The sequence below is a fragment of the Luteitalea pratensis genome (assembly GCF_001618865.1).
Lineage (GTDB): Bacteria > Acidobacteriota > Vicinamibacteria > Vicinamibacterales > Vicinamibacteraceae > Luteitalea > Luteitalea pratensis.
Map to the genome: position 1 here is coordinate 4,853,932 of NZ_CP015136.1, position 19,122 is coordinate 4,873,053.

Annotated in this window: 15 protein-coding genes and 1 pseudogene; 4 read left to right on the plus strand and 12 right to left on the minus strand. The window is 65.0% G+C overall.

What is annotated here, in order from left to right; all coding sequences use genetic code 11:
• Nucleotides 1-188: 188 nt before the first annotated feature.
• Nucleotides 189-464 (plus strand): annotated as a pseudogene (locus LuPra_RS34605) (winged helix-turn-helix domain-containing protein); the annotation flags it as partial.
• A gap of 372 nt (nt 465-836) precedes the next feature.
• Here LuPra_RS34605 and LuPra_RS34610 read toward each other — a convergent pair.
• The 6 genes from LuPra_RS34610 to LuPra_RS20270 all read right to left on the minus strand — a co-directional run bounded on the left by LuPra_RS34610 (nt 837) and on the right by LuPra_RS20270 (nt 7,689).
• Nucleotides 837-2,042 (minus strand): transposase, encoded by a 1,206-nt coding sequence (locus tag LuPra_RS34610; RefSeq protein ID WP_418001418.1) that lies wholly within the window; start codon nt 2,040-2,042, stop codon nt 837-839.
• Between the two features lie 275 nt (nt 2,043-2,317).
• Nucleotides 2,318-3,253, minus strand: coding sequence for a hypothetical protein (locus LuPra_RS20250; protein WP_110172427.1), 936 nt, complete (start codon nt 3,251-3,253; stop codon nt 2,318-2,320).
• Between the two features lie 2 nt (nt 3,254-3,255).
• A complete protein-coding gene (locus LuPra_RS20255; protein ID WP_110172428.1) occupies nt 3,256-5,460 on the minus strand; it encodes a hypothetical protein in 2,205 nt (734 codons plus the stop codon).
• 972 nt (nt 5,461-6,432) lie between these two features.
• The gene (locus LuPra_RS20260) at nt 6,433-6,714 is read right to left on the minus strand and encodes a hypothetical protein (RefSeq protein WP_157899459.1); all 282 of its coding nucleotides are present in this window, start codon (nt 6,712-6,714) and stop codon (nt 6,433-6,435) included.
• 137 nt (nt 6,715-6,851) lie between these two features.
• Complete coding sequence (locus tag LuPra_RS20265) at nt 6,852-7,286, minus strand: integrase core domain-containing protein (RefSeq protein WP_110172430.1); 435 nt, start codon at nt 7,284-7,286, stop codon at nt 6,852-6,854.
• On the minus strand, nt 7,267-7,689 hold the full coding sequence (locus LuPra_RS20270) for a DDE-type integrase/transposase/recombinase (protein WP_157899460.1): 423 nt from the start codon (nt 7,687-7,689) through the stop codon (nt 7,267-7,269). Before LuPra_RS20270 ends, LuPra_RS20265 begins: the two co-directional genes overlap by 20 nt.
• 5 nt (nt 7,690-7,694) lie before the next feature.
• Here LuPra_RS20270 and LuPra_RS20275 point away from each other — a divergent pair, with 5 nt between their 5' ends.
• Nucleotides 7,695-7,940, plus strand: coding sequence for a hypothetical protein (locus LuPra_RS20275; RefSeq protein WP_110172432.1), 246 nt, complete (start codon nt 7,695-7,697; stop codon nt 7,938-7,940).
• Nucleotides 7,941-8,498: 558 nt separating this feature from the next.
• On the opposite strand, the gene LuPra_RS20280 is transcribed toward LuPra_RS20275, so the two are convergent.
• From LuPra_RS20280 to LuPra_RS20290, 4 genes are all read right to left on the minus strand, one after another.
• Nucleotides 8,499-11,942 (minus strand): WD40 repeat domain-containing protein, encoded by a 3,444-nt coding sequence (locus tag LuPra_RS20280; protein ID WP_110172433.1) that lies wholly within the window; start codon nt 11,940-11,942, stop codon nt 8,499-8,501.
• On the minus strand, nt 11,939-13,363 hold the full coding sequence (locus LuPra_RS20285; RefSeq protein WP_110172434.1) for a toll/interleukin-1 receptor domain-containing protein: 1,425 nt from the start codon (nt 13,361-13,363) through the stop codon (nt 11,939-11,941). Before LuPra_RS20285 ends, LuPra_RS20280 begins: the two co-directional genes overlap by 4 nt.
• A 200-nt stretch (nt 13,364-13,563) precedes the next feature.
• Nucleotides 13,564-13,959 (minus strand): hypothetical protein, encoded by a 396-nt coding sequence (locus LuPra_RS32120; protein ID WP_157899461.1) that lies wholly within the window; start codon nt 13,957-13,959, stop codon nt 13,564-13,566.
• Nucleotides 13,960-14,390: 431 nt separating this feature from the next.
• Nucleotides 14,391-14,615 (minus strand): hypothetical protein, encoded by a 225-nt coding sequence (locus LuPra_RS20290; protein ID WP_110172435.1) that lies wholly within the window; start codon nt 14,613-14,615, stop codon nt 14,391-14,393.
• Nucleotides 14,616-14,647: 32 nt separating this feature from the next.
• Here LuPra_RS20290 and LuPra_RS32125 point away from each other — a divergent pair, with 32 nt between their 5' ends.
• Nucleotides 14,648-16,192, plus strand: coding sequence for a LodA/GoxA family CTQ-dependent oxidase (locus LuPra_RS32125; protein WP_157899462.1), 1,545 nt, complete (start codon nt 14,648-14,650; stop codon nt 16,190-16,192).
• A gap of 11 nt (nt 16,193-16,203) precedes the next feature.
• Nucleotides 16,204-17,376 carry an NAD(P)/FAD-dependent oxidoreductase gene (locus LuPra_RS20295; protein WP_157899463.1) on the plus strand — a complete coding sequence of 391 codons (1,173 nt, stop codon included), beginning with the start codon at nt 16,204-16,206 and terminating at the stop codon, nt 17,374-17,376.
• Nucleotides 17,377-17,656: 280 nt separating this feature from the next.
• Here LuPra_RS20295 and LuPra_RS32130 read toward each other — a convergent pair whose 3' ends face one another.
• Nucleotides 17,657-17,818 (minus strand): hypothetical protein, encoded by a 162-nt coding sequence (locus LuPra_RS32130; protein WP_157899464.1) that lies wholly within the window; start codon nt 17,816-17,818, stop codon nt 17,657-17,659.
• Between the two features lie 130 nt (nt 17,819-17,948).
• Entirely contained in the window at nt 17,949-18,791 is an 843-nt protein-coding gene (locus tag LuPra_RS20305) for a phospholipase D-like domain-containing protein (RefSeq protein ID WP_110172438.1), read from the minus strand.
• Nucleotides 18,792-19,122: the final 331 nt, after the last annotated feature.

The window sequence follows — 19,122 nt, forward strand, 5'->3', positions numbered from 1 at the left end:
GACCCTCGGCTGCCGCTTGCGACTGAGCTAGAATTGCCGTCCGGGACGAGGCCGCAGGCATGCGGCCCGGCGGTGCTCCTCGCGTTGCCGACAATGCAGCGGAGGGGTCGTCAAAGTCCTCACGCCAGTCTCAACGCCGCTTCATGGTTCGCTCAATTCCCGCCGAAGCCTGACGTCAGGGGGTGCGCGTGGCGGTTTTCGAGTTCGGCCCGTTCCTCCTCGATCCCTCGACACGCTTACTGCACCGCGACGGAGTTCCGCAAACTCTGGCGCCGAAGACGTTCGACGTATTGCTGTTGCTCATCGAGCAACGGGCGCGGGTCGTCTCGAAGGACGAACTCCTGCAGACGGTGTGGCCGGGAACCTTCGTCGAGGAAGGCAACCTCAGTCAGCAAATCTTCCTGCTGCGCAAGATCCTGGGTGCAGACGACCAACCCGAGTACATCTCGACCGTCCCCAGGCGTGGTTACCGCTTCGTTGCCGAAGTGAGAGAACGATCCGAAGAGCCACGGGCTCTTCCTCGGGCGACACGGCTGAGCCATACGCTCTCCCGCCGCCTGGCAACGCCGCTGATTTCCGGCGTGCTGATCGCGGGAGTTGCGTCATTGGCCTACATACGCTGGGGCGGGTCGGCGGCGGAGACTGCCGACCCGCGCATTATTTCTGTGACGTCGCTTCCCGGTCTGGAGTCCTCCCCCAGCATTTCACCCGACGGGAACTTTGTAGTGTTCTCGTGGACCGGGCCGAATCCTGAAGGCATCCCCGATTTATGGGTCAGCGCAGTCGATCGCGATTCCCGTCAGCGCTTGACACAGACGCCAACCGCGGCAGAGACCTCACCCGCCTGGTCGCCGAACGGGCGTGATATCGCATTCATCCGGGTCGGCGAGGGTGTGTTCGTCGTGCCGGCACTGGGAGGGCCCGAACAGAAAGTGGGCGATTCCGGTTCGATGGTTGCCTGGATGCCGGACGGCCGGTCGCTGCTTGTCAGGGATGGCGAGCCTGAAGCCGGCACTCCCTATGGGATCTTCCAGATCGACCGCGAGACGTCCAAGCGTACCCAGATCACGCACGCGCCCAGTGGAATCGGCGGCTCGGCGTTCGACGTCTCTCCAGACGGACGGTCGCTGGCATTCATCCGATACGAGCGGCCGGGTGTCGGCGATGTCTATGTCGCTCCCATTGCCGGTGGTGAAGCTCACCGCCGCACGAACTGGAATACCGAAATCAGCGGCGTCTCGTGGACGCCCGACGGACGCGACATCGTGTACGCCGTCCTCGAAGAGCCTGGCCTCGACCAGACGCTGTTTCGGACTCCAGCCATCGGAAATCGACTCGATCGGGGCGTCAGGGCGCTCCACGTGAGTGCAGAGAGCCCATCGATGTCCAGGCCGCCACCCGGTGAGTCCGGCAGGTTGGCATTCACGACCGCACGTATTGATGTCGCGCTTCGCCTCATCGATCTTCAGGGACCGCTCTCCGACGGCGTGTTCCAGAGTGTTGGCCGATTCGCGGACTCGACGCGTCTGGACGTGCCGGGGCCGTTCTCGAAAGACGGCGAGCGCGTCGCATTCCGTGCTGTCGACGATCAGGTGCAGCGGTCCTGTCGCCGGGATGTTGTGCACCGCTACATGCAGCGATTGACTCCGGCGAGAGAGCGTCGTGTGGTCAGGGGCGTCAAGACTGGCGCGCATCACGGTCAGGATCGACCGGACGAAGCCCTCCGTCTGGCGCAAGGGCAAGTGGAAGACGAGTCGGAGCGTCAGGGCGGTCTCGATGGCCAGATCCGAGAACCACTGCTGCCCGCCAGGTCGGCCCGACGGCGGCACTCCCCACCCAGCCTTGGCGTCTGGCGAGAGCCAGAGCGTCACGTCGCCCCGACTGACGAGGCCGCGCTCGTACGCCCGCCAGTTCCCCACCCGATAGTGCGCCTTGTACGTGGGATGCACCCGCGACTTCATCCCACGATCATGCCGCGGGGCCGCCGGTAACCCAACAGGAGACCCAGCAGCCGTGCACCAACGCCGTGCGCGACTATCCATGTTGGCCAGGAGGGACACGCCCTCCGCACACAGGCCGGATATACGACCGCAGCCGACTCGACGGACCAGAGGTCATCGCTCATTCGCTTGCACACCGGGAGGAGTCCATACGGGCTTCTAGCCCCGGCCAAAACGACAAAAGCCACGATTTCCTAAGGCAAGAACCGGTCCTTATCGACGTTCCCCGCAAGTACGCCGCCGCGGAATGATCGTCGACCTCGCGCACCGTTGCCACAGTCGGAACCTGGGCGAGGTGCATGGCGACGCGTGTCGTTCTACTCCTGCGCGCGCGCGATGACGGCGATATTCGCGCGATAGATTCTGACGCCTGCCTGGTCGCCGTCATCCGTGCAATGTTTCAAGGCGAGCTCCGTGTAGCGTGCGGCGTCCGCCATTCTCCGCAGGCGGAATGAGTTCAGCCCAAGCAGGCCATACAGCTTGCCGCGGAACGAAGCCTGGCTTCCGGCCGGGAGTGCCTCCATCTCACGGAGCACTGCCTCGAGCACATCGTTGCTTTCGTCGTACCTGGCCTCGTCACTCAGGTCCTGCGCCAGGGCAATTTCCTTGCGAAATCGGAAGACTGGTGGCGTTGCGACTTCCCGGTCCCCGTCCTCCGTCCCGGAGTTGAACAGGAACATGTTTTCCGTGTATGTCCTGCTGCCCTCGTCATCCGCTGTTCGCCTGCATTCCTCCAATGCCAACGCGGTGTACTTGCGCGCATTGGGGAGGTCTCGCAACGAGAAGTAATTGGTCCCCAACAGCCCGTACACCCTACTTCGGTACTGATCGATCGCGTTGCCCTCATGGCTCTCCATCTCGGAAAGCACTCCGAGCAGCAGGTCCTTGCTCTGTGAATAATCGCCTGCCACGGCTCGGGCATGCGCCTCGCTCATTGTCTCGCGCCAGCGATCGGCGGGAGTGTCGTCACGGTTTCCGATGAGGTGTGCCAGAAGGGCAGGTTCGCCGATGGACATGAAGTACTGGGCGATCTTCAGCAGGCGGGTCACATATACGGTCACCTCCTGGGGGCGATCCAGGATCGCTGCGGGCACCTTCTGCCACAGTTCAAAGGAGTCCACCACAAGACGGCGGTTGTCGCTGCACAGACGCATGAACTCCTTCTCGTCATCTCGTTCCATCGCGGAGAACAGAGCGTCGCGCAACGTCTCCGGATCAGTGATGGTGGCGTGTCGTCGGAAAAGGCGGAACATGATTACCCCGTGGCCGGGGCATCGGGCGAATCGGCGTCCTGCCCGGCGGGACGCTCCGCCACCAGGTACTCGACGAGGCTGGACCTCAACAGGCCGCCGGCATGTCTTGGGAACGTGACCCCGAACAGTTCGATGTCGCCGCCGTCCGAGGGCTGGCCCGTACCGGCCAGTTCCAGCTCGGCGACGTTGTCTTCATGAGCGTCGATGGCAAAGGCGAAGCAACGCGCTTTCGCTCGGCAGAGAAGCGCCAGGATGATGGCCGTCACATTGCAACTGATGAAGCGCGCCTCGGAAGCAACGACAATCCACTGGGGGCAGTCAACAGCCACGGCCTGAAGCGTTCCCTGGACGAAGTGCCCGACAGGCGCGACATCCGTGGCCAGCCACGACAGGCTCTGCAGCACACTGCCGAGCAGTTCTTCGAGTTCACCGCGCTTCGCACGCACCCAGTTGCTCAAGAGGACCGCTTCGCCCTCGCAGGCCGCAATGACCACGACGTGGCACCGCGGACGACGATCCTGCGCAGGAACAGCGCCATGAAGCGGCAGGAAAGGCGTGATACTCATCGCGTCATCGTCAGGCCCCCAGCACGATTCGAGTTCGAGCGCTCCGGTCCAGTTCAGTGACCATCGCGCTTTCCCCGTCATCTTTACGGAGTCTCGAGATACGCGAGGTACGAGAACCCGCCGATGCTCGGTCACAGGAAGCGGGACAACGCCGGTAACGACTTCCATCGCGTCGGAGTGGATCTTGCGCGGCGCGCTCAGCCTGCGCAGGCTCTCGTAGATCAACGCAATATCGGTGGGATCGGTCGCGCTCAGGTTCAGGCGGGCCATGCACTGTTCGGGCCGCTGCACTCTGAACACCTCGGTATCGAGCACAGCGCGCCATTGTATGTGCGGACGGTCCAAGAGCAGATTCTCGAAATGGAGCTCAACAGACCCGCTGCGCAGATTGGTTCGCTTCGAGCCGACAAGAAGATCGGTCGTGTCGCCGGGATCCGCGACGACAGCCTCCAACGCACACCATGCACGCGAGAGGTAGTCTTCCGCATCATCGAGCAGAATGGCGGTTCGGCCGAGCAGCTGAATCGAAGGCAGGTGCGGCAAGGCCCGGCGAAAGAACCGCTCGTCGTCGGCGCTTCGAGGCGGCTGTGGCAGGCAACTGTAGTCGTACCAGAGAAAGACCCGTTCGCACAGTGAGCGCAACGCTGGGCGCTTGCGGAGCAGGTTCGACAACTTCGTCAGACCCACGTCCTGATCCGCGGTCGCCGTGGCATAGGCGGCGATCAGGTGCTCCTCGACCAGCGCTTCGTGCCAGGCCTGCTCGATGAGGCCATCGCGGCCGGCCGGACGCAGCACATTCACGAGCAGTGCCTCCGCAAGACTGGATCCAGAGGGCCCGACCGGTGTTGACATCTGGGCAATGAACTTGCGCGGCGACTGCAGCCCCCGGATTCTCGCAACGCGCACGGCCTCGCACAGGTGCGCGAACATCTGCCATGCGAGAAACGCGGCTTGTCGGCCTTCGGGATCAGGCTCTGTCACTGCTAGCCAACGGTGCGAAACAAAGCAATAGAAACAGCCGGGCGCGGTGACGTCGACCAGACGACCGCGCCATTGCTGCATACGCTTGAAATAACCGGCTTCGAGCAGTTCGAGGAAGGGCAGCCAATGCACGCCTGGCACGTTCGCCCTGCCACGCTGCGTCGGCAGGCGCGGAGAGTCACTAACGTCCGCTCCTGCCATCAACCCGCTCGGCAGCGCGGAAACAGGGAATCTCCAGACTTCACCCCGACGGACGGCTTCGCCGTCCTCATTCGCAATGAAATCGATGAGCTTTCCTCGCCGCTGCCACGTAAATCCGGCGTTCGGAGGAAGGTCGAGCGGACGGTGCCCCAGCCGTTCCTGCTCTGCAGCGTGTAGATCGTACAGGTCGCACGACTGACGTGCGGCTTCAGTGTGCCGCAGTCGCGCGGAGTCGATCGTCTGCAATGGGACCTCGCCTCGCACAGGAACGGCGGCCGTCCAGCGGAAACCGATCTCGTCGTACAGCAACGATGCCGTTGCGCGTGAATACTTGAAAGCGCGAGCGGCGGCATGTCTATCCACATGTTCGCGGCGCTTCTCGAGGAGCTCTTCGGGCTGTACGTCCGCCCAATCCGTGATGTCGACGTCGTCGAACCAGGCTGGTACCGCGATTGGCATGGTTGATGCCCCAGAACTTTGCGTTTGATTGTAGCTGATCGACGTCGGCCGACCAGAAGGCCACGACGTTTGCCGTTGCCCGGAATCGCCTTGAGGGAGGGAGCCAGCCGCGCCTCCGCGGAGCGCACGCGTTTTGAACTTGCACGGTTTCGAGCAGAGGCCCGCCAGAGACAAGGGCGGTGCCGATTTCCCCGGGCAGCTTTGGCTTCGGCGCTCTCGGCCGGGTTCAGCTCGATGAACCCGCCGACTACGGCACCAACGGCATCACCTCATTTCGCAGGAGAGCCCCTTGGTTGGCCTCGATAGACTCGAGGTCACCGGGGAACATTCTTCGGCTTCCGCGGCGTGAACGCGTCGTCGTCCTCGAGCCCTTGCGTCAGGCGAGGGGATTCAGCCTTGTTGCGCGCGGCGACCGGCCAGCGAGAACAGAATTCTGCGCGCGCCGGTACAATCGGCCGCGATGGACGGTGAAGACTCCTCGCCGACCGATACGTAGTGTCGGTTGACGTTCCCCCGGCGCTGCATAGCGGCTCGGTTTTGTGTGCGGGGGGTCGCCGGCGCCGGTTCGGCGTTAGGAGAATGGCGCGCCGATTCCCGGTAGGGATTCGCCCTCGTTTGGCGTTCATCCAAGTAGGCCGCAAGCTTGACGATCCTTGCCGCTGAGCGCAGGCCAAGCGTTCGTGGCGCGACGTCGGCCTCGGTGTTTGGTGCTCACGCTGTAAGGTTTCGCCGGCGAATTGCGTTCATCCAGGTAGGCGAGAAATAGGCATGGTGCCGTGACGCTGGAGGTGTGTATGGCGGAGAGGGTGGGATTCGAACCCTCGTGCCTTTCCTCGCCGAGATAGGAGTGTCGGCCAACGGACGACGGATGCCCGCACCGACAGCTCATCTGAACGACGAGGATACGGTGGCGTGGCGCACAGCACAGCAGTCGGTCGCTTGGCAGCGCGTGTCGTTGTCGACTCGGAGGCGTCAAGAGACCGCGAGCAGTTCGGCCACCGTCAACGGAAGCTCCAAATCCAGTGGGCTGCGCGCCCCCGCAACCCACTGAATTTGGACTAAGAGGTCGCCCGTATCTGGCGACCTCTTGGTGTCTCTGGCGGCACTCAGCATGCCTGCCAACTCCCCTACCAACGTGATTTTCAGCCGTCCACCGTCCGGTTCGAGGTGGATGCTCTTGATCAGCCCTCGAATGGCGTCCGGGCTGCGTGCACGGAGATCCTGCACTTTCCTGCGCGAGTTCTCGTCGTCCATGCCCGAGAACAGGCGACGAGGCATTTGACGGAATCTGGGACATGGTGCTGCGTCCATGTGCGCGGCCGACGAGTCCGGCGGGCGGTGCCGCGTGAACGGCGAGCCCTGAGGTGGGTGGCCTGCCCCGTGTCTGGCGTTTACACCGTCGCATTCAGTACCGGGCACGTTTCGCAGGTCATCGCTCGGTTCTCCTTCAGACGTGCTCGGCGTGCGGCGTCCGCGCGTGATGCGAGTTCCGCCGAGATCGCGTCCCCCGTCCCGAAGTACATCTCGTCCGGCGTCTGGCCGCGGAATGCCGAGTGTGGCAGCACCCGATTGTGCTCGTCGACGTAGAACGCCACCAGCCGGCGAACCGTGGCTACGCTGTCGAGCGCGTACAAGAACAGCCAGTGATGCTTTAGGGAGCGCCACCAGGCTTCGATCATGGAGTTCGAGAATTTCAGCTCCGTCATGGCCAGTAGACGCCGAAGCACGCCCGTGGCGAGCAGTGCATCGATCTGCGCGTTGACGTTTCTCCACGCCCGCGTCGGCCAGCACGACGGGGACAGGTTCTCACGGCGAAGCGCGCTCACTGGCGGCGAGGAGTACGGCCACGCTGTTGCCCGGTGCGAACGCACCGGCCACGTGCCATCCCAGAATTCTTCGTGAGAAGTTGTCGATGACGGCGTGCACGTAGGCTCGCGTGCCGTCGAGGCGACGAATCACGCTGGTATCGATGTGCCACATCTCGTTCGGACGCGTCGTGCGCAGGCCCACGTGCGGCTTCTGAGGATGGACGCGGAGCCGTGGGCGTCGCCATGCGTGCGTCCGCACGAGGCGGTACCAGGTCGAGGGCGACGCGCAGACGGTGCCGAGCCGCTGCGCGAGCACCGCGAGCGTCCGGGTCGGCACGTGACGGTAAGCCGGCGACGTCACCATGCCTTCGATCGCGCGGACCTCCCGCGCGTCAGTCGATTCGGTGACGTGCGAGGACACGATCGGTGATCGTCGAGCGCACATGTGTGCTGCCTTCGGCGCCAGGCGTGAAACCGGCTCGGCGACAGATGCAGGAACCGCAGGATCCCTCGCAGCGAGATGCACGTGCGAGCGCGATCCACCGCACGCAGGATTCGCGCTTTGGCCGGTCCGTCCGGCAGACGCTCCCCGCTGAGCCTACGCTCGTCGCGTGGTCGCACGGCGAGCGCCAGCCGGAGCAGGGCCGCGAGCTTCTGGACGCGTCGCTGTAGCGCCAGGATTTCATGGCGAAGTTCCGGCTCCGTCACTTCTGCTGTATGCAGACTCACCAAGATATTCGGCGCGGCGGCGAGCCATCCACGCGCCGTCGATCGCGGGACGCCGTGATCCGTGGCGAGGCGGAGCTCGCCTGTGCGTTGGACGAGCTCCCGTAGCCGATGGTCATAGCGTTGCTGCCGGCGGAGTGTGATGCTCATGCCGTCATCATCGCTACCAGGTCAATGCCCAAGGCACACGCCGCCTCTGGCAGCTGGCGACAACTCGCGCTGCGGCGTGCGGAATGCGAACCCATCAGGCTTTTGCCGCACGTCATGGCGCCGGCTCAGCCGCCGCCCGACGCGCGGGTCGCCGTAGGGAGAAACGCGCCGGCTGGCACTCAGCTCAGCCAAGCCGAGGTGCCGCTCAGCGCTTGACTTCGAAGTCGTGCGCCTTCGCGATGAAAGCTGCTCGCAACGGCGACCGGCAGTTGCAGGACGTGTTCGTGATCGCCAGCCGAGGCAGGGTGCCTTGCCGGCATACCCCGCCGCGCCAGGGCCGCAGTGCAAAACGGCTTACGGAAGAGCAGGGCAGGCCTTCCGGTACGGACCATCCACTTTGAACTCCTTCCATTCGTCGGGTGTGAGATTGCGCGGCAAGAGCCTGCACGCCTGCTCCAGGATTGCTTGCGAACGTAGCGGCCACAGTCGGACGGTGCCGTCACGGGCCGACGTCGCAAGCCACTGTCCTCGGGCGCTGAACACCGCGTCGACGATGTCGCTGCCATGCTCCAGGCGCGCGATGGTCCGCTTCGACGTTGCTTCGGTCAGGTCCAGCGTCGATCCGTCGGGAGACGCCTGCAGGGTGTGATCCGGACTAATCGCGCGATCGCTGCGGACGCGGCCGATCGGCCGACCAGTAATCGAGCTGTCGGCAGCACTGGGCCATGTTGCAGACGCGACGACCAGCCGTTGATCGCCGCTCGCTTTTGCCGGTTGGTCGAACGGCCCGACGACTTTCTCCAGGGAGGCCACCTGGATGCCTGTGGCCGCGCTCCACACCGTTGTGGAGTCCAGGGATCCTTGATGTTGCAGATTGCGCTCGCTGAAAGCGGCCAGGAACCGACCGTCCGGACTGAACCTGATCGTCTCGAAGTGGCCGGCGAGGGAGGGCCTCGCCGAGTGCCACGTGGTCGTCTCGAAACAGCGGATGCCTTGCGGGCCCACCGTGACCAGCAGGCGACTGTCCGGACTGAACGTGGCGGCGGTGATCTCGCCGGGCAATCCGTTCGGCGACAGCTTTTTCCAGCCGCTCGTGTCGAACACCTCGGCGCCCGCGTGTGCGGGTGTCAGGAGGAAGCGACCATCAGGGCTGAACACTGGACGGCCGAGTTCCGACCCGATTCGGATCGCATGCAGCGTCCGGCTTGCGTTGGCATGTGAGATGTCGACGACCCGAACGGTCTCGTCATTTCCTGCGGTGACGAGCCAGCGTTCGTCGGGACTGAAGACGAGTGCGGACGGCAGCCCGTCGATGTGCACGTGGATCGCCTCGGTCCCTTTCGTCATTGGCCACAAGGCGATCGACCCGTCCCTCAGCCCGGCCGCGAGCGTCTGTCCGTCCGGCCGGAAGGCCACAGCAATCGCCGGCCCGCTCATCCGGCGAATTTCCTGCTCGTTCTGCTTCCCGAATACGTGAATGACCCCGCCACTCACGGCCGCCACGTAGTGCCCGTCGGGACTGAGAGAAAGGCCGTCCGACACCTCGGAGCTGCCCGCGTCCTTACGCGAGGCGTCTGAGGTCCGGAAGCCCTCCTCTTCCCGGTTCGCGACCAACAGTCCTCCGCTACAGAGTGCGGCCAGCGTCTTCGCGTCAGCGCTGAGGGCAAGTGCCCCGCACTTGCCCTCGTTCCACGTCGGATTGCCCGCACGAACGAATGCCTCCGACCCCGTGTCCAGATTCCAGAACCAGACGCCGTGCTGGTGGGGGCTCCCATGCGTCCCCGCGATCGCCAGCAAGCCGTTGGCGACGAAGGTCACGCTGTTCGCTTGGTACACGGTCGTTGCCGCCACCGAGCCGGGGAGCTCGTGCCAGTCGTCACCGGTTCGTTCGAACACCCTGACCAGGCCCGAGCCCAGGGTCGCCGTGGCCATGTGCTGTCCATCGGGGCTGAAGGCAACAGACCTGATCAGGTTGTCGTGTTCGATGGGCGGCTCCGTGGGGACTGCAGTGGCCGTGTTCCAGATCCACAGCGATCCCATGCCACCAGCCGCGAGCCATCGACCGTCCGGGGCGAGCGCAAGTCCGAACCCCGACGGGGCGGAAGGAAATCTCCCTTGCAAGACTGTCTTCCGCATGGCGTTCGACACATCCCAGAGCACGGCGCTGCCGTCCTGCGCGGCGGAGGCCATCAAGCGCCCGTCGACGGTAAATGTCAGGGCCTGAACCGGCGCCTGGTGAGCGTTCGGGAACCTGGCCGGTGCGGCAGGAATGAGCCGGACAACCTGCGCCAGTGCTTTCCACCCTTCCGTGCTCGGCGCGACGGCCATCGCGAGTGCCGCCAGCGCACCGCTGAGTTCAAGTCCCTCTTGCGAAGCATCGAACCGGTACAGCGCCTCCGTGGCGAGTCTCCGCCCCTCGGCGTTCGCCGCCTGGCGCTCCGCGTCCTGACGGGCCGCGTCGGCCCTGATGTACAGCCGGCCGAACAGCGCGACCAGTGACACCAGCAGCACGACGGCAGCGGCGAACAGAGCCATGCGCCGACGCTGACGACGACTTCTGACCCTCTCGCGCTGCGTGCTGCGGTGGGCTCGCACGACCCCCGTGAGCAGATCGTGCGTGAGTTCCACGCGTTCCGTGCCCCGTTGCGGCTCGATGCGCAACAGCCTCCTGTCGACGAGCAGCCGCAGCTCGCGATCGGTCACGCCGTGGATGCTGCGCGCATCATCCACGTCACAGGCCTTGCGAAAGCCCCGCTCGGTGATGAGCTCGTTTTCGATGAACCGCTGAGTGCGATCCGGTAAATCGCCGACCGCCCTGTCGTAGTAGTCAGCGATCACTGCTTGGCCGGTCCCACTGAGCAGGGCCGCGTCGAACCGGCCCTTGCCCTGCGCCTTGCGCTTCTCGTTCAATCCGTGGCACACCAGGCTCAAGAGCGCCGGTTCCACCCCCAAGTCGCTCAGGCTCTCCGGATTCTGGCGGCCGGAGCCGTCCTGCGCAGCCGCCACGAACCGGACGATGTCCCGGGCGAGCGGCTCGTCCACGAGCCTGGCAGCCGTGGTGTAAACAGCCTCGAAGGCCTGCTCACCAGACATCGGCAGCAGCCTGAGACGATTGCGCAGGAGTGATGGCACCTCCCGCCTCCAACCCTCGATGGCGGGAAGGAAGTCCTCGCGAAAGCTCAAAATTACCTTGTAGCGTTGACTGTCCAGGGACAATTCGTCTTCCGCGACTTCGCCTTGCGCCAGCCGCCGGGCCCACTCTGCGGGCATGCGGTTTTCGATGAGATCGGCGAGGTCGACACGGAGTCGCCCGATGCCAGTGGGGTTCTCCGCTCCGAGCGTGAAGACCTCCTCGAACTGGTCGAGAACCAACACCGGCGAGAGGAGCTGGTTCTGTTCGCTCCATAACTCGAGGCCCGGCCGGTGGAGATATGTCCACAACGACTCGTCGGGGGCGATGCCAGGGGCGTCGATCCGCCGCTGGCGGAACTGGGCCAACAACGCCAGCTTGACCTGCTCTATGAGCGGCGCGCTCTCGTCACGCACGTCGAGCCGGATGTAGATGGGAAGGTAATGCTCCTTGCGAAGCGCCGGGAACAGGCCGGCGTGCAGCAGCGACGTCTTGCCCAGACCCGACGCACCGAACAACACCGTCAGCGGCGCACCCAGAACCAGACGGCGCAACTCCGCAGATTCGATCTGACGACCATTGAAGAACCGCTCGGCTGCCTCGTCGAAGGACCCGAGTCCCGGCCACGGGTTGTCCTCATCGATCGCAGCGCTGGCCCTGGCAGTCACTGCGCCTTGCCCCGCCTCAGGCTGCGAAGCTGGTCGCGGAGCTCCGACTTGAGGGCGTCCGAGAGCCGTCCCGCCGGTGCGTGCGCAAACTGGAACGCCTTGAATGCTTCGGGAACCAGGCCATACGCCTGCATCGCGCCGGCATAGTCCGGATCGATCACGGTGGGAAAGATGAACTTGCGTCCCTGGATCTTACGGGCGCGGTCGGCCGCTTCGCTCCACTCCAGTCGAAAGTACCCTTCGGTGCGCCGCTCGGTATTGCCCGAGAGCAAGGGCAGGAACAGACTGCACCGCTGCACGGCGCTCTTGAGGCGCTCGTCCCATCTGTCTCCCGGCTTGAGTGCGCTCTTGTCGAACCAGGCGACGTCCCCGCCAATCTCTTCGAGCTCGGCAACGAGCTGCTTCGCGGCGCCGAGGTCCTCGCTCGAGTAACTGACGAAGATCGTGCCGCTGGAGGAGGTCGCGGCGGACTCGCCAGGCTGCGCTGCAGCCGGCGCAGGCGCCGCCTCGTCCGGATTGCGCATCACCCACCGGCGATGCAGCTCCGCGACGAATGCGCGGGCGTCCATGTCGTACGAGCGCGAGTCCTGGCTGAAGCGCTCCAGGAAGACCGTGAAGTTGACATCAGCCATCCCGCGATCCCCGGCGAAGAACTCCTTCTTCGTCCGCTGGTCGGAGAAAAGCCGTTCCGAGTTCGACAGGCGGAGGAAGAAGCGACTGAGCCAGTCTGAAAACCCGCAGCCCAAAAAGAGCAGGTTGCGGCTGCGCAGCTCCGAGAACATGTGCTCCGGCGCATTGCCGGCCTGCATCGTATACGCGAACTCGAGAACGTCTTCGTCGTGAATGGCGTAGAACGGAGAGACATCGGCCTTTCCGAACAGGTAGAACACGGCCGTGTATTTGGACGACGGCATTTCGGGCATGTCGCGGCGCCGGTCGGTCGGCAGCTTTGGCGCGTACTCGATCTCGTCGGTCTGCCGCATGCCACCGAAGCGGACCGCGTCGAGTGTCTGCACCAGCAGGTGGTCCGGGGTAGTAGACGCAAACAGGTCGAAATGCCGGATCGAGGCGAGCTCGCGCAGCGGCGTGAGGACGGCCTGTTCCTCGGCGATGAGCTTCTGGAGGATGTCGTTGATCGGCCGGTACAGGTCCCTGATTCGACGTCCCGCGGCTGCCAGCACGCACACGGCGTCGTTCAGCTCGTGACTGTCACGAAGAACCGCGCCGTCCGGCAAACTTGCCGCGGACATGCCGTACTTGTTCAGGAGCCGCTCGGCGACGACGCGGTAAAGGAACGTCTGCGTGCCGCCGGATTCAACGGTGAGCAGCTCGGGGCCCACAACCGGCAGAACCCGGCCGTCCTCGATGAACGCCAGCAGGTCCTCCCAGAATTCCTCGGGGTCGAATGGTGCCGAGGTCATCCTACCCTCCAGGACCGAAACATGGCGAGCTGTTCTGGGACCTCCAGGATCGGAAGTCAACCGTATCGTATGCCGGTTTCGGGAGCGCTCTCGATGACCGTTTCCCCGGGAGCGCCCATCATTCAGTCGAGGCGGTCGGTCAGCCCCATTTCGCGAACATCACCCACGCACAATGAACTTTGACCATCTTTACGCGTGAGCTACTGCGTGTCGGGACATCCACCCCTGCTCCAGCGCGTACCGGCAAATCCACTGCCGGTGGCACGAATACGTTCCATGAAATCAGTCCCTCTGACCCGCAAGGTCAGCGTTCCCGATCCATGATTGCGCCCGCCCACATCGGCCCACTCGCCGGTGATGACGCCGCCCTTCAGGGTACCTTTGAAGACATTTGTCCATGACTTGCCGTTATCAGCGCTCTTTCCAGTCCAGAAGACGTTAGTGCCTGTAATGCGAACCTCATAGCTTCCGCCGTCGTTCGCGTGCCATTGACCGTTCAGGTTTGGCGGGGCCTCACATTGCGCTTGAACATTCGCCGATGTGAGAGCCCAGCTCAGGCTTAGAATTGCGATGCTTCGTGCGAGAGTCTTCAACATTGATGTCTCCCCTTGCGATTACTTGTGCGCTTCCTACACACAAGACAACGCTGCGTCATGGTGATTCGCACGGTGTGGGCAGCTCTTTGAAGGATCTCGAACCACGCAGCCGGGGTAGGAACCGCGATGGCGACTTCGGGCCATGGATGCCGCAAATAAGCGGAGCGCCGGGGCGCGCCGGGAGGAGCGCTCGCGCGTCCCGGCATCATCACGAGCATCGCGGGCGGCTTCGATCGTCTCGCTGTCGCTTGTCTGGAAACTGATAAGATGCCCGGACTTGTCCAATATGTGAGTGCAGCGTCACGCGTCTGGGTGACGCCGGGCAGCGGGCTCGTTGTGAGGCCGCGGACCTCGATGTAAATCGATCGACGAAGGAGCCTGCAGTTGCCGACCTGCATGCAGATTCTACGATGCGCTGGACGCGGCGTTCGTCACTCGAACACGTCACCGCAAAAAGCGGGCAACGACGTGGACGCGGTTCGACCGGACTTCACAATCGTCGTGTGGACGAAGCGGTCCGCCACCGCCGCGACGATGCCATCGACGCGATGTTCGCGTTGAGCGCCCGGCACTTGCGCGTTCAGACGCCGATCCCCGGGAGCCACAAGACCCACCGCCGTGCTTTCGATTGAGACGGTAACCGTGAACGTGAACACCTAGCCGCGGCGACGCGGACGAGGACTGACACATGCCCACGAGAATCGAGATTCATCCCGCCATCGGCATCGCTCGCCTCGGACCGAGCGAGGAGTTCTTTGTGGCCCCGGAGCCAGGCCTGCCGCCGCCCGATCGCTATCGCGATGCGGGCGGGCGGCTCAAGCGGCAGGCCGCACGCTTTCGTCTGTTCGAGTGCGAGCGCGACGACGCTGGAATCCTCACGACCGCGCGAGAGCTTGGCCCCGAGACCGGCGAGATTACCTGGACGGTGCACCTGGTGAATCGAAAGGGGGCCGCCCCCAATTTCGCGAAGCCGAGTGGCGGCCGGCGTAACCAGGCCACTGGCAACGATGAGCAGGACGGCGCCCTGATCATCGATCCGGGGCCTCGATCCGTCTCAGGCCGCTCGGCGCCGCCGGCGCCCTTCGATACGGGGTCGTTCAAGGAGACGGTAGTACCGCTTGGGGACATCAGAACCGACAGCTTCGGCCGCCTGCTCGTGTGCGGCGGACACGGTGAGTCGGACTCGGTTCCGCCACAGCCGAATCCGGAGCGGCCGATCCAGGGATTCGCCGACAGCGACGGCTGGTTCGACGACACCGCGGACGGTCCAGTAGAGGCCACGATCCGGTTCGCGTCCGGCGACATGGTGACCGCCGAGCCCGCGTGGGTGATCGTCGGTCCGGCGGACTTCGCGCCTGAGATCAAGAACCTGGTGACGTTGTACGACGTCGCCTTCGACGTCGCCGTGCGCGAGGGACAACGCTCAATGCCGGCAACGCCGTCGTTCGTGCGCGACATCCAGCCCATTCTGCAGCGCGCGGTCGACTACCAATGGGTCAACCGGTTCGCGAACGGCGGACACTCAGGGTCGCGTCCTGGGAACTTCGCCTCGGACTGGAGTGCATTGGCCAATCCGGCGAACCCTCCCGCCGAGGCGCAGTTCCTCCTCGATCGGCTGCGCGACAGCACGCAGAGCCCGATCCCGCCGCCCGTCGAGTCCCACGCGCGGCGCTGGATGCCGCGGCTCCACGACGAGCACAACGATGCGCGGGTCCTTCCCGTGACCTCGGTCCAGTACACGATGTTGCTGCAGTGGGCGGCGGGAAACTTCACCGGTGATCTCCAGAATCCACCGCCGCCGCCCGATCTGTTGCCGGACGCGCTCGATCGCGCTGCATTGGAATCCTGCTCGGGCGGCGCTTTCTTCCCCGGCATCGAGGTCGGCCAAGTCATGAAGGATCCGGGGACCTACGAAGAGCCGTTCCGCATCGCGCGGACCATGCGGCCAGGCCAGTTGACAGCCGGCAACGCCCTGCCCTGGCAGGCAGACTTCCACGCCTGCACGTGGGAGATGCAGGGATTCATCGGGTGGTGGCCGGCACAACGCCCGGATCACGTGCGTCCGGAGAACGCGGCGACGACGATGGTGGATTGGGCGCGCGGGATCTCCGGCGTCCAGGACGGCACCGATCGAGACATGGTCGACGGTTGGCACCGGCTCGGCATCGTGCGTTCGCGTGCAAACGCGTCTGGGACGATGTTGCTGGAGACGGAGCGCGATCCGACGCTCTAGAAGCACGACCCGTGGGCAACTGCTCCTACGATGCGTTGATCGTCGGTGGTGGGCCGGCCGGCGCGACCGCCGCGCTCGGCCTCGCACAGTGCGGATGGCGCGTGTGCCTCCTGCACCGGGCGCAGCCGCGTGCCTCCGTGCACGCGCGCACAGGCGAGACGCTGCCATCCGCCTCGCGCGCGACGCTGCGCGCGCTCGGCCTCTGGTCCACTTTTCTCCAGGACGGTCACGTGCCGTCGCCCGGCACCGTGGCGTGGTGGGATGCCGAGAACCCGATCGAACAGGACAGCGTCTTCGATCCGTGGGGGCCCGCGTGGCATATCGACCGGTGGCGCTTCGACCATCGGCTGCGTGAAGCGGCCGCCGTGGCTGGCGCCGAGGTGCTGGACGGCCTGCGCCTGGTGGACGCGCAGCGACTCACGGCGGCACGCGCCTCAGGAGCCGCGTGCTGGTCCGCCTCGCTGCGCGACGAAACCCGGACCGTCCCGGTCCGGGCGCGCGTCCTGATTGTCGCGACCGGACGCGGCCGACATCCCGTGGCGTGCGGCGGGCGGCGCGGCCGGCTCGATCGTCTCATCGGGCTGGCGGCGCTCGTACCCGCCGGCGAGCCTCTCGCCTCCGTCGATCAGCGGATCTGGATCGAGGCGACCCCGGAGGGCTGGTGGTATTCGGCACCGACACCCGGTGGTCCCTGGACGATCACGTTCTTCACGGATGCCGATCGCGTGCCTCGAGAAAAAGGCCGCGACGGCATCAGCCGCTACTGGCGCGAGCAGTTCCTCGGCTCGCAGCAGACCAAACAGCGGATCGCGCACCTAACGTCGTTTGCGCCGATGCTCGGCACCGTCACCATGCCAGGTGCCCTCCGGGTGTTCGCGGCCGACAGCTATCGCTCGGCGGCCTGTCACGGGCCCGGGTGGATGGCCGCCGGCGACGCCGTTTCCGCCTGGGATCCCTTGTCGGGGCAAGGCATCGAGAACGCGTTGCAGTCCGGATCGCGCGTGGCGCGCGCGGTCCATGCGATCCTACAGGGCGGCGACGCGGGCGCAATTTGCCGCGATTACGCTGACGAGGTCGAGGCGCGGGACGGGCAGTACCGCCGCGACCGGTCGGCCTATTACGGGCGCGTGCAGCGCTGGCCCGACGCGGTCTTCTGGCGGCGCCGCACGCGCCAGGATCAATGAATCAGGCAAGTCGCGAGCGCAAGAGTAGCGGCCTGCCAACGAGCCAGCGTTGACACATTGAACGTGCGCCATGAGTTCGAATTAGGTCACCACCGCGGGGCGGGTGCATGGCTCGACACCAGACTCGCAGTATCCCAACGTGCGGCCGCGTCACCGACTAAGCGGCGACGACTGGGGCCTGCCCAGCGCAGTCATCCGATCCCAGGACACGGCACAAGGCTCCCCTCCATGTCCCGGCCTCCTTTACTCCGTGCGCGAAGGCCCATCGCCATGACGGAGTTTAGCGGAAGACGGCGTTCTCCACCCGGGGCTGTCGATGGTAGCCCCAGGCCTTCTGCGATCGGCGTCGGCCGAGCGTTTGCACGTCGGTGATCACGCGATCGCGCGCCTCGAACGCGGTCCGTGTCGAGACACTCTCGACGGTCAGCGACAAGATGGCCAAGGGCAATCCGTACGCATCGTCCTGAACCTGGACTTCGTGAACAACGACGGCCCGACGTTCGCCCCGGCATTGAGGGCCGAGATCGAACTCGATCGCCGGAGACCGACCGCAGAACAGGAGTCGCGCGGCCTCAAAGAGATCGTCGTCGGCAAGGGGGGCGGACGTCATCCGCGTATTCCCATGAGCCCTCACCGGAGCCGACGACCGGTTGCGAGTGCTCGATCGGGAGTGCGTCGCCGCGTGCCCCAACTTGAAGACATCGGGCGATCTCAGTCGATCGGGCCCGGACGTGGCACTGACCCTCGAAGGCCGAGCGCACGCCAGGTCGCCTGGCTGGCGCGCCGTTGTCCTTGCCGTCACAGATGATCCGCACGTCGACGCCCCGGTCGATCGCCTTCTTGAGCGCCTGCGCGACCGGCAGATACCGGAATTCGTAGAAGCAGCAGCGCAACGCGTCGCCAGCCTGGGCGGAGCGGATGAACCTGAGAATCGCTTCGTCGAGCTCGCGCGTGAGCCACTGGATCGCCCGCTCCTGTTCCTCCCTGCTCAAGGTCGGGTCATCTGGCTTCTTGTTGCCGAACTGGCGGACGTACGCCTGGCTGCTCGCCACGCCGCGATTGAAGAAGATGTCGTGCTCCTTCGTGCTGAAGAGCGGCTCGGTGTGCACGGTGATGAGAACGGGCGTCGCGTTGCGGTCGATGTTCTTGGGCTTGCCCCGCAACGGATGAAACGTATACGTGTAGTCGCGATCTGGCTTCGCGGTGAAGTCGTCCCACACGAAACTCTGCACCGGGTGCTGGAACGTGGTGACCTCGTCAGGCTTGGGGACCAGCGACTTGAACACCTTGAACCCGAACATGAAGAAGCGCTCGTCCTCGGTCGGATCCGCGCGCGCGACGGCAAAGCCGAGCAGGCCCTTTCGCGCCTGCGTGTCGGCGTCGATCGCGAACGAGATCGTGTTGACGCCGGTCACGGCAAAGAGACTTGAAACCCATCCAAGATCTCGGATTTGCTGCGCATAGGAGCCTCGGATCTGTGAGTGCGGTACTCGCCCTGTCACAGCTTTCAGCCGGTTGACGCTCGGAGCAAGGCCTTCCTCAGACGGCGCCTTGGCGTCGTCGCGCGATGCTTGCCTTGTATACGGCGAGCCGAAGACGATTGATGGCGCCGACGGGGCGGTGCGCCGGAAGTGCGTGCCACGGCGTCCGGAAGAGGGACTCACAGCGCGCGTCAGCATCGGACCGTAGTTCCTGCTGCGGGATCACGACCGTCGCTATCGATTTGGAACGGCACGTCGGTGGCAG

Coding starts and splice junctions, on each gene's coding strand:
- LuPra_RS34610 (WP_418001418.1), bottom strand. CDS start 2,042: ATGGATAGTCGCGCACGGCGTTGGTGCACGGCTGCTGGGTCTCCTGTT.
- LuPra_RS20250 (WP_110172427.1), bottom strand. CDS start 3,253: ATGTTCCGCCTTTTCCGACGACACGCCACCATCACTGATCCGGAGACG.
- LuPra_RS20255 (WP_110172428.1), bottom strand. CDS start 5,460: ATGCCAATCGCGGTACCAGCCTGGTTCGACGACGTCGACATCACGGAT.
- LuPra_RS20260 (WP_157899459.1), bottom strand. CDS start 6,714: ATGGACGACGAGAACTCGCGCAGGAAAGTGCAGGATCTCCGTGCACGC.
- LuPra_RS20285 (WP_110172434.1), bottom strand. CDS start 13,363: ATGACCTCGGCACCATTCGACCCCGAGGAATTCTGGGAGGACCTGCTG.
- LuPra_RS32120 (WP_157899461.1), bottom strand. CDS start 13,959: ATGTTGAAGACTCTCGCACGAAGCATCGCAATTCTAAGCCTGAGCTGG.
- LuPra_RS32125 (WP_157899462.1), top strand. CDS start 14,648: ATGCCCACGAGAATCGAGATTCATCCCGCCATCGGCATCGCTCGCCTC.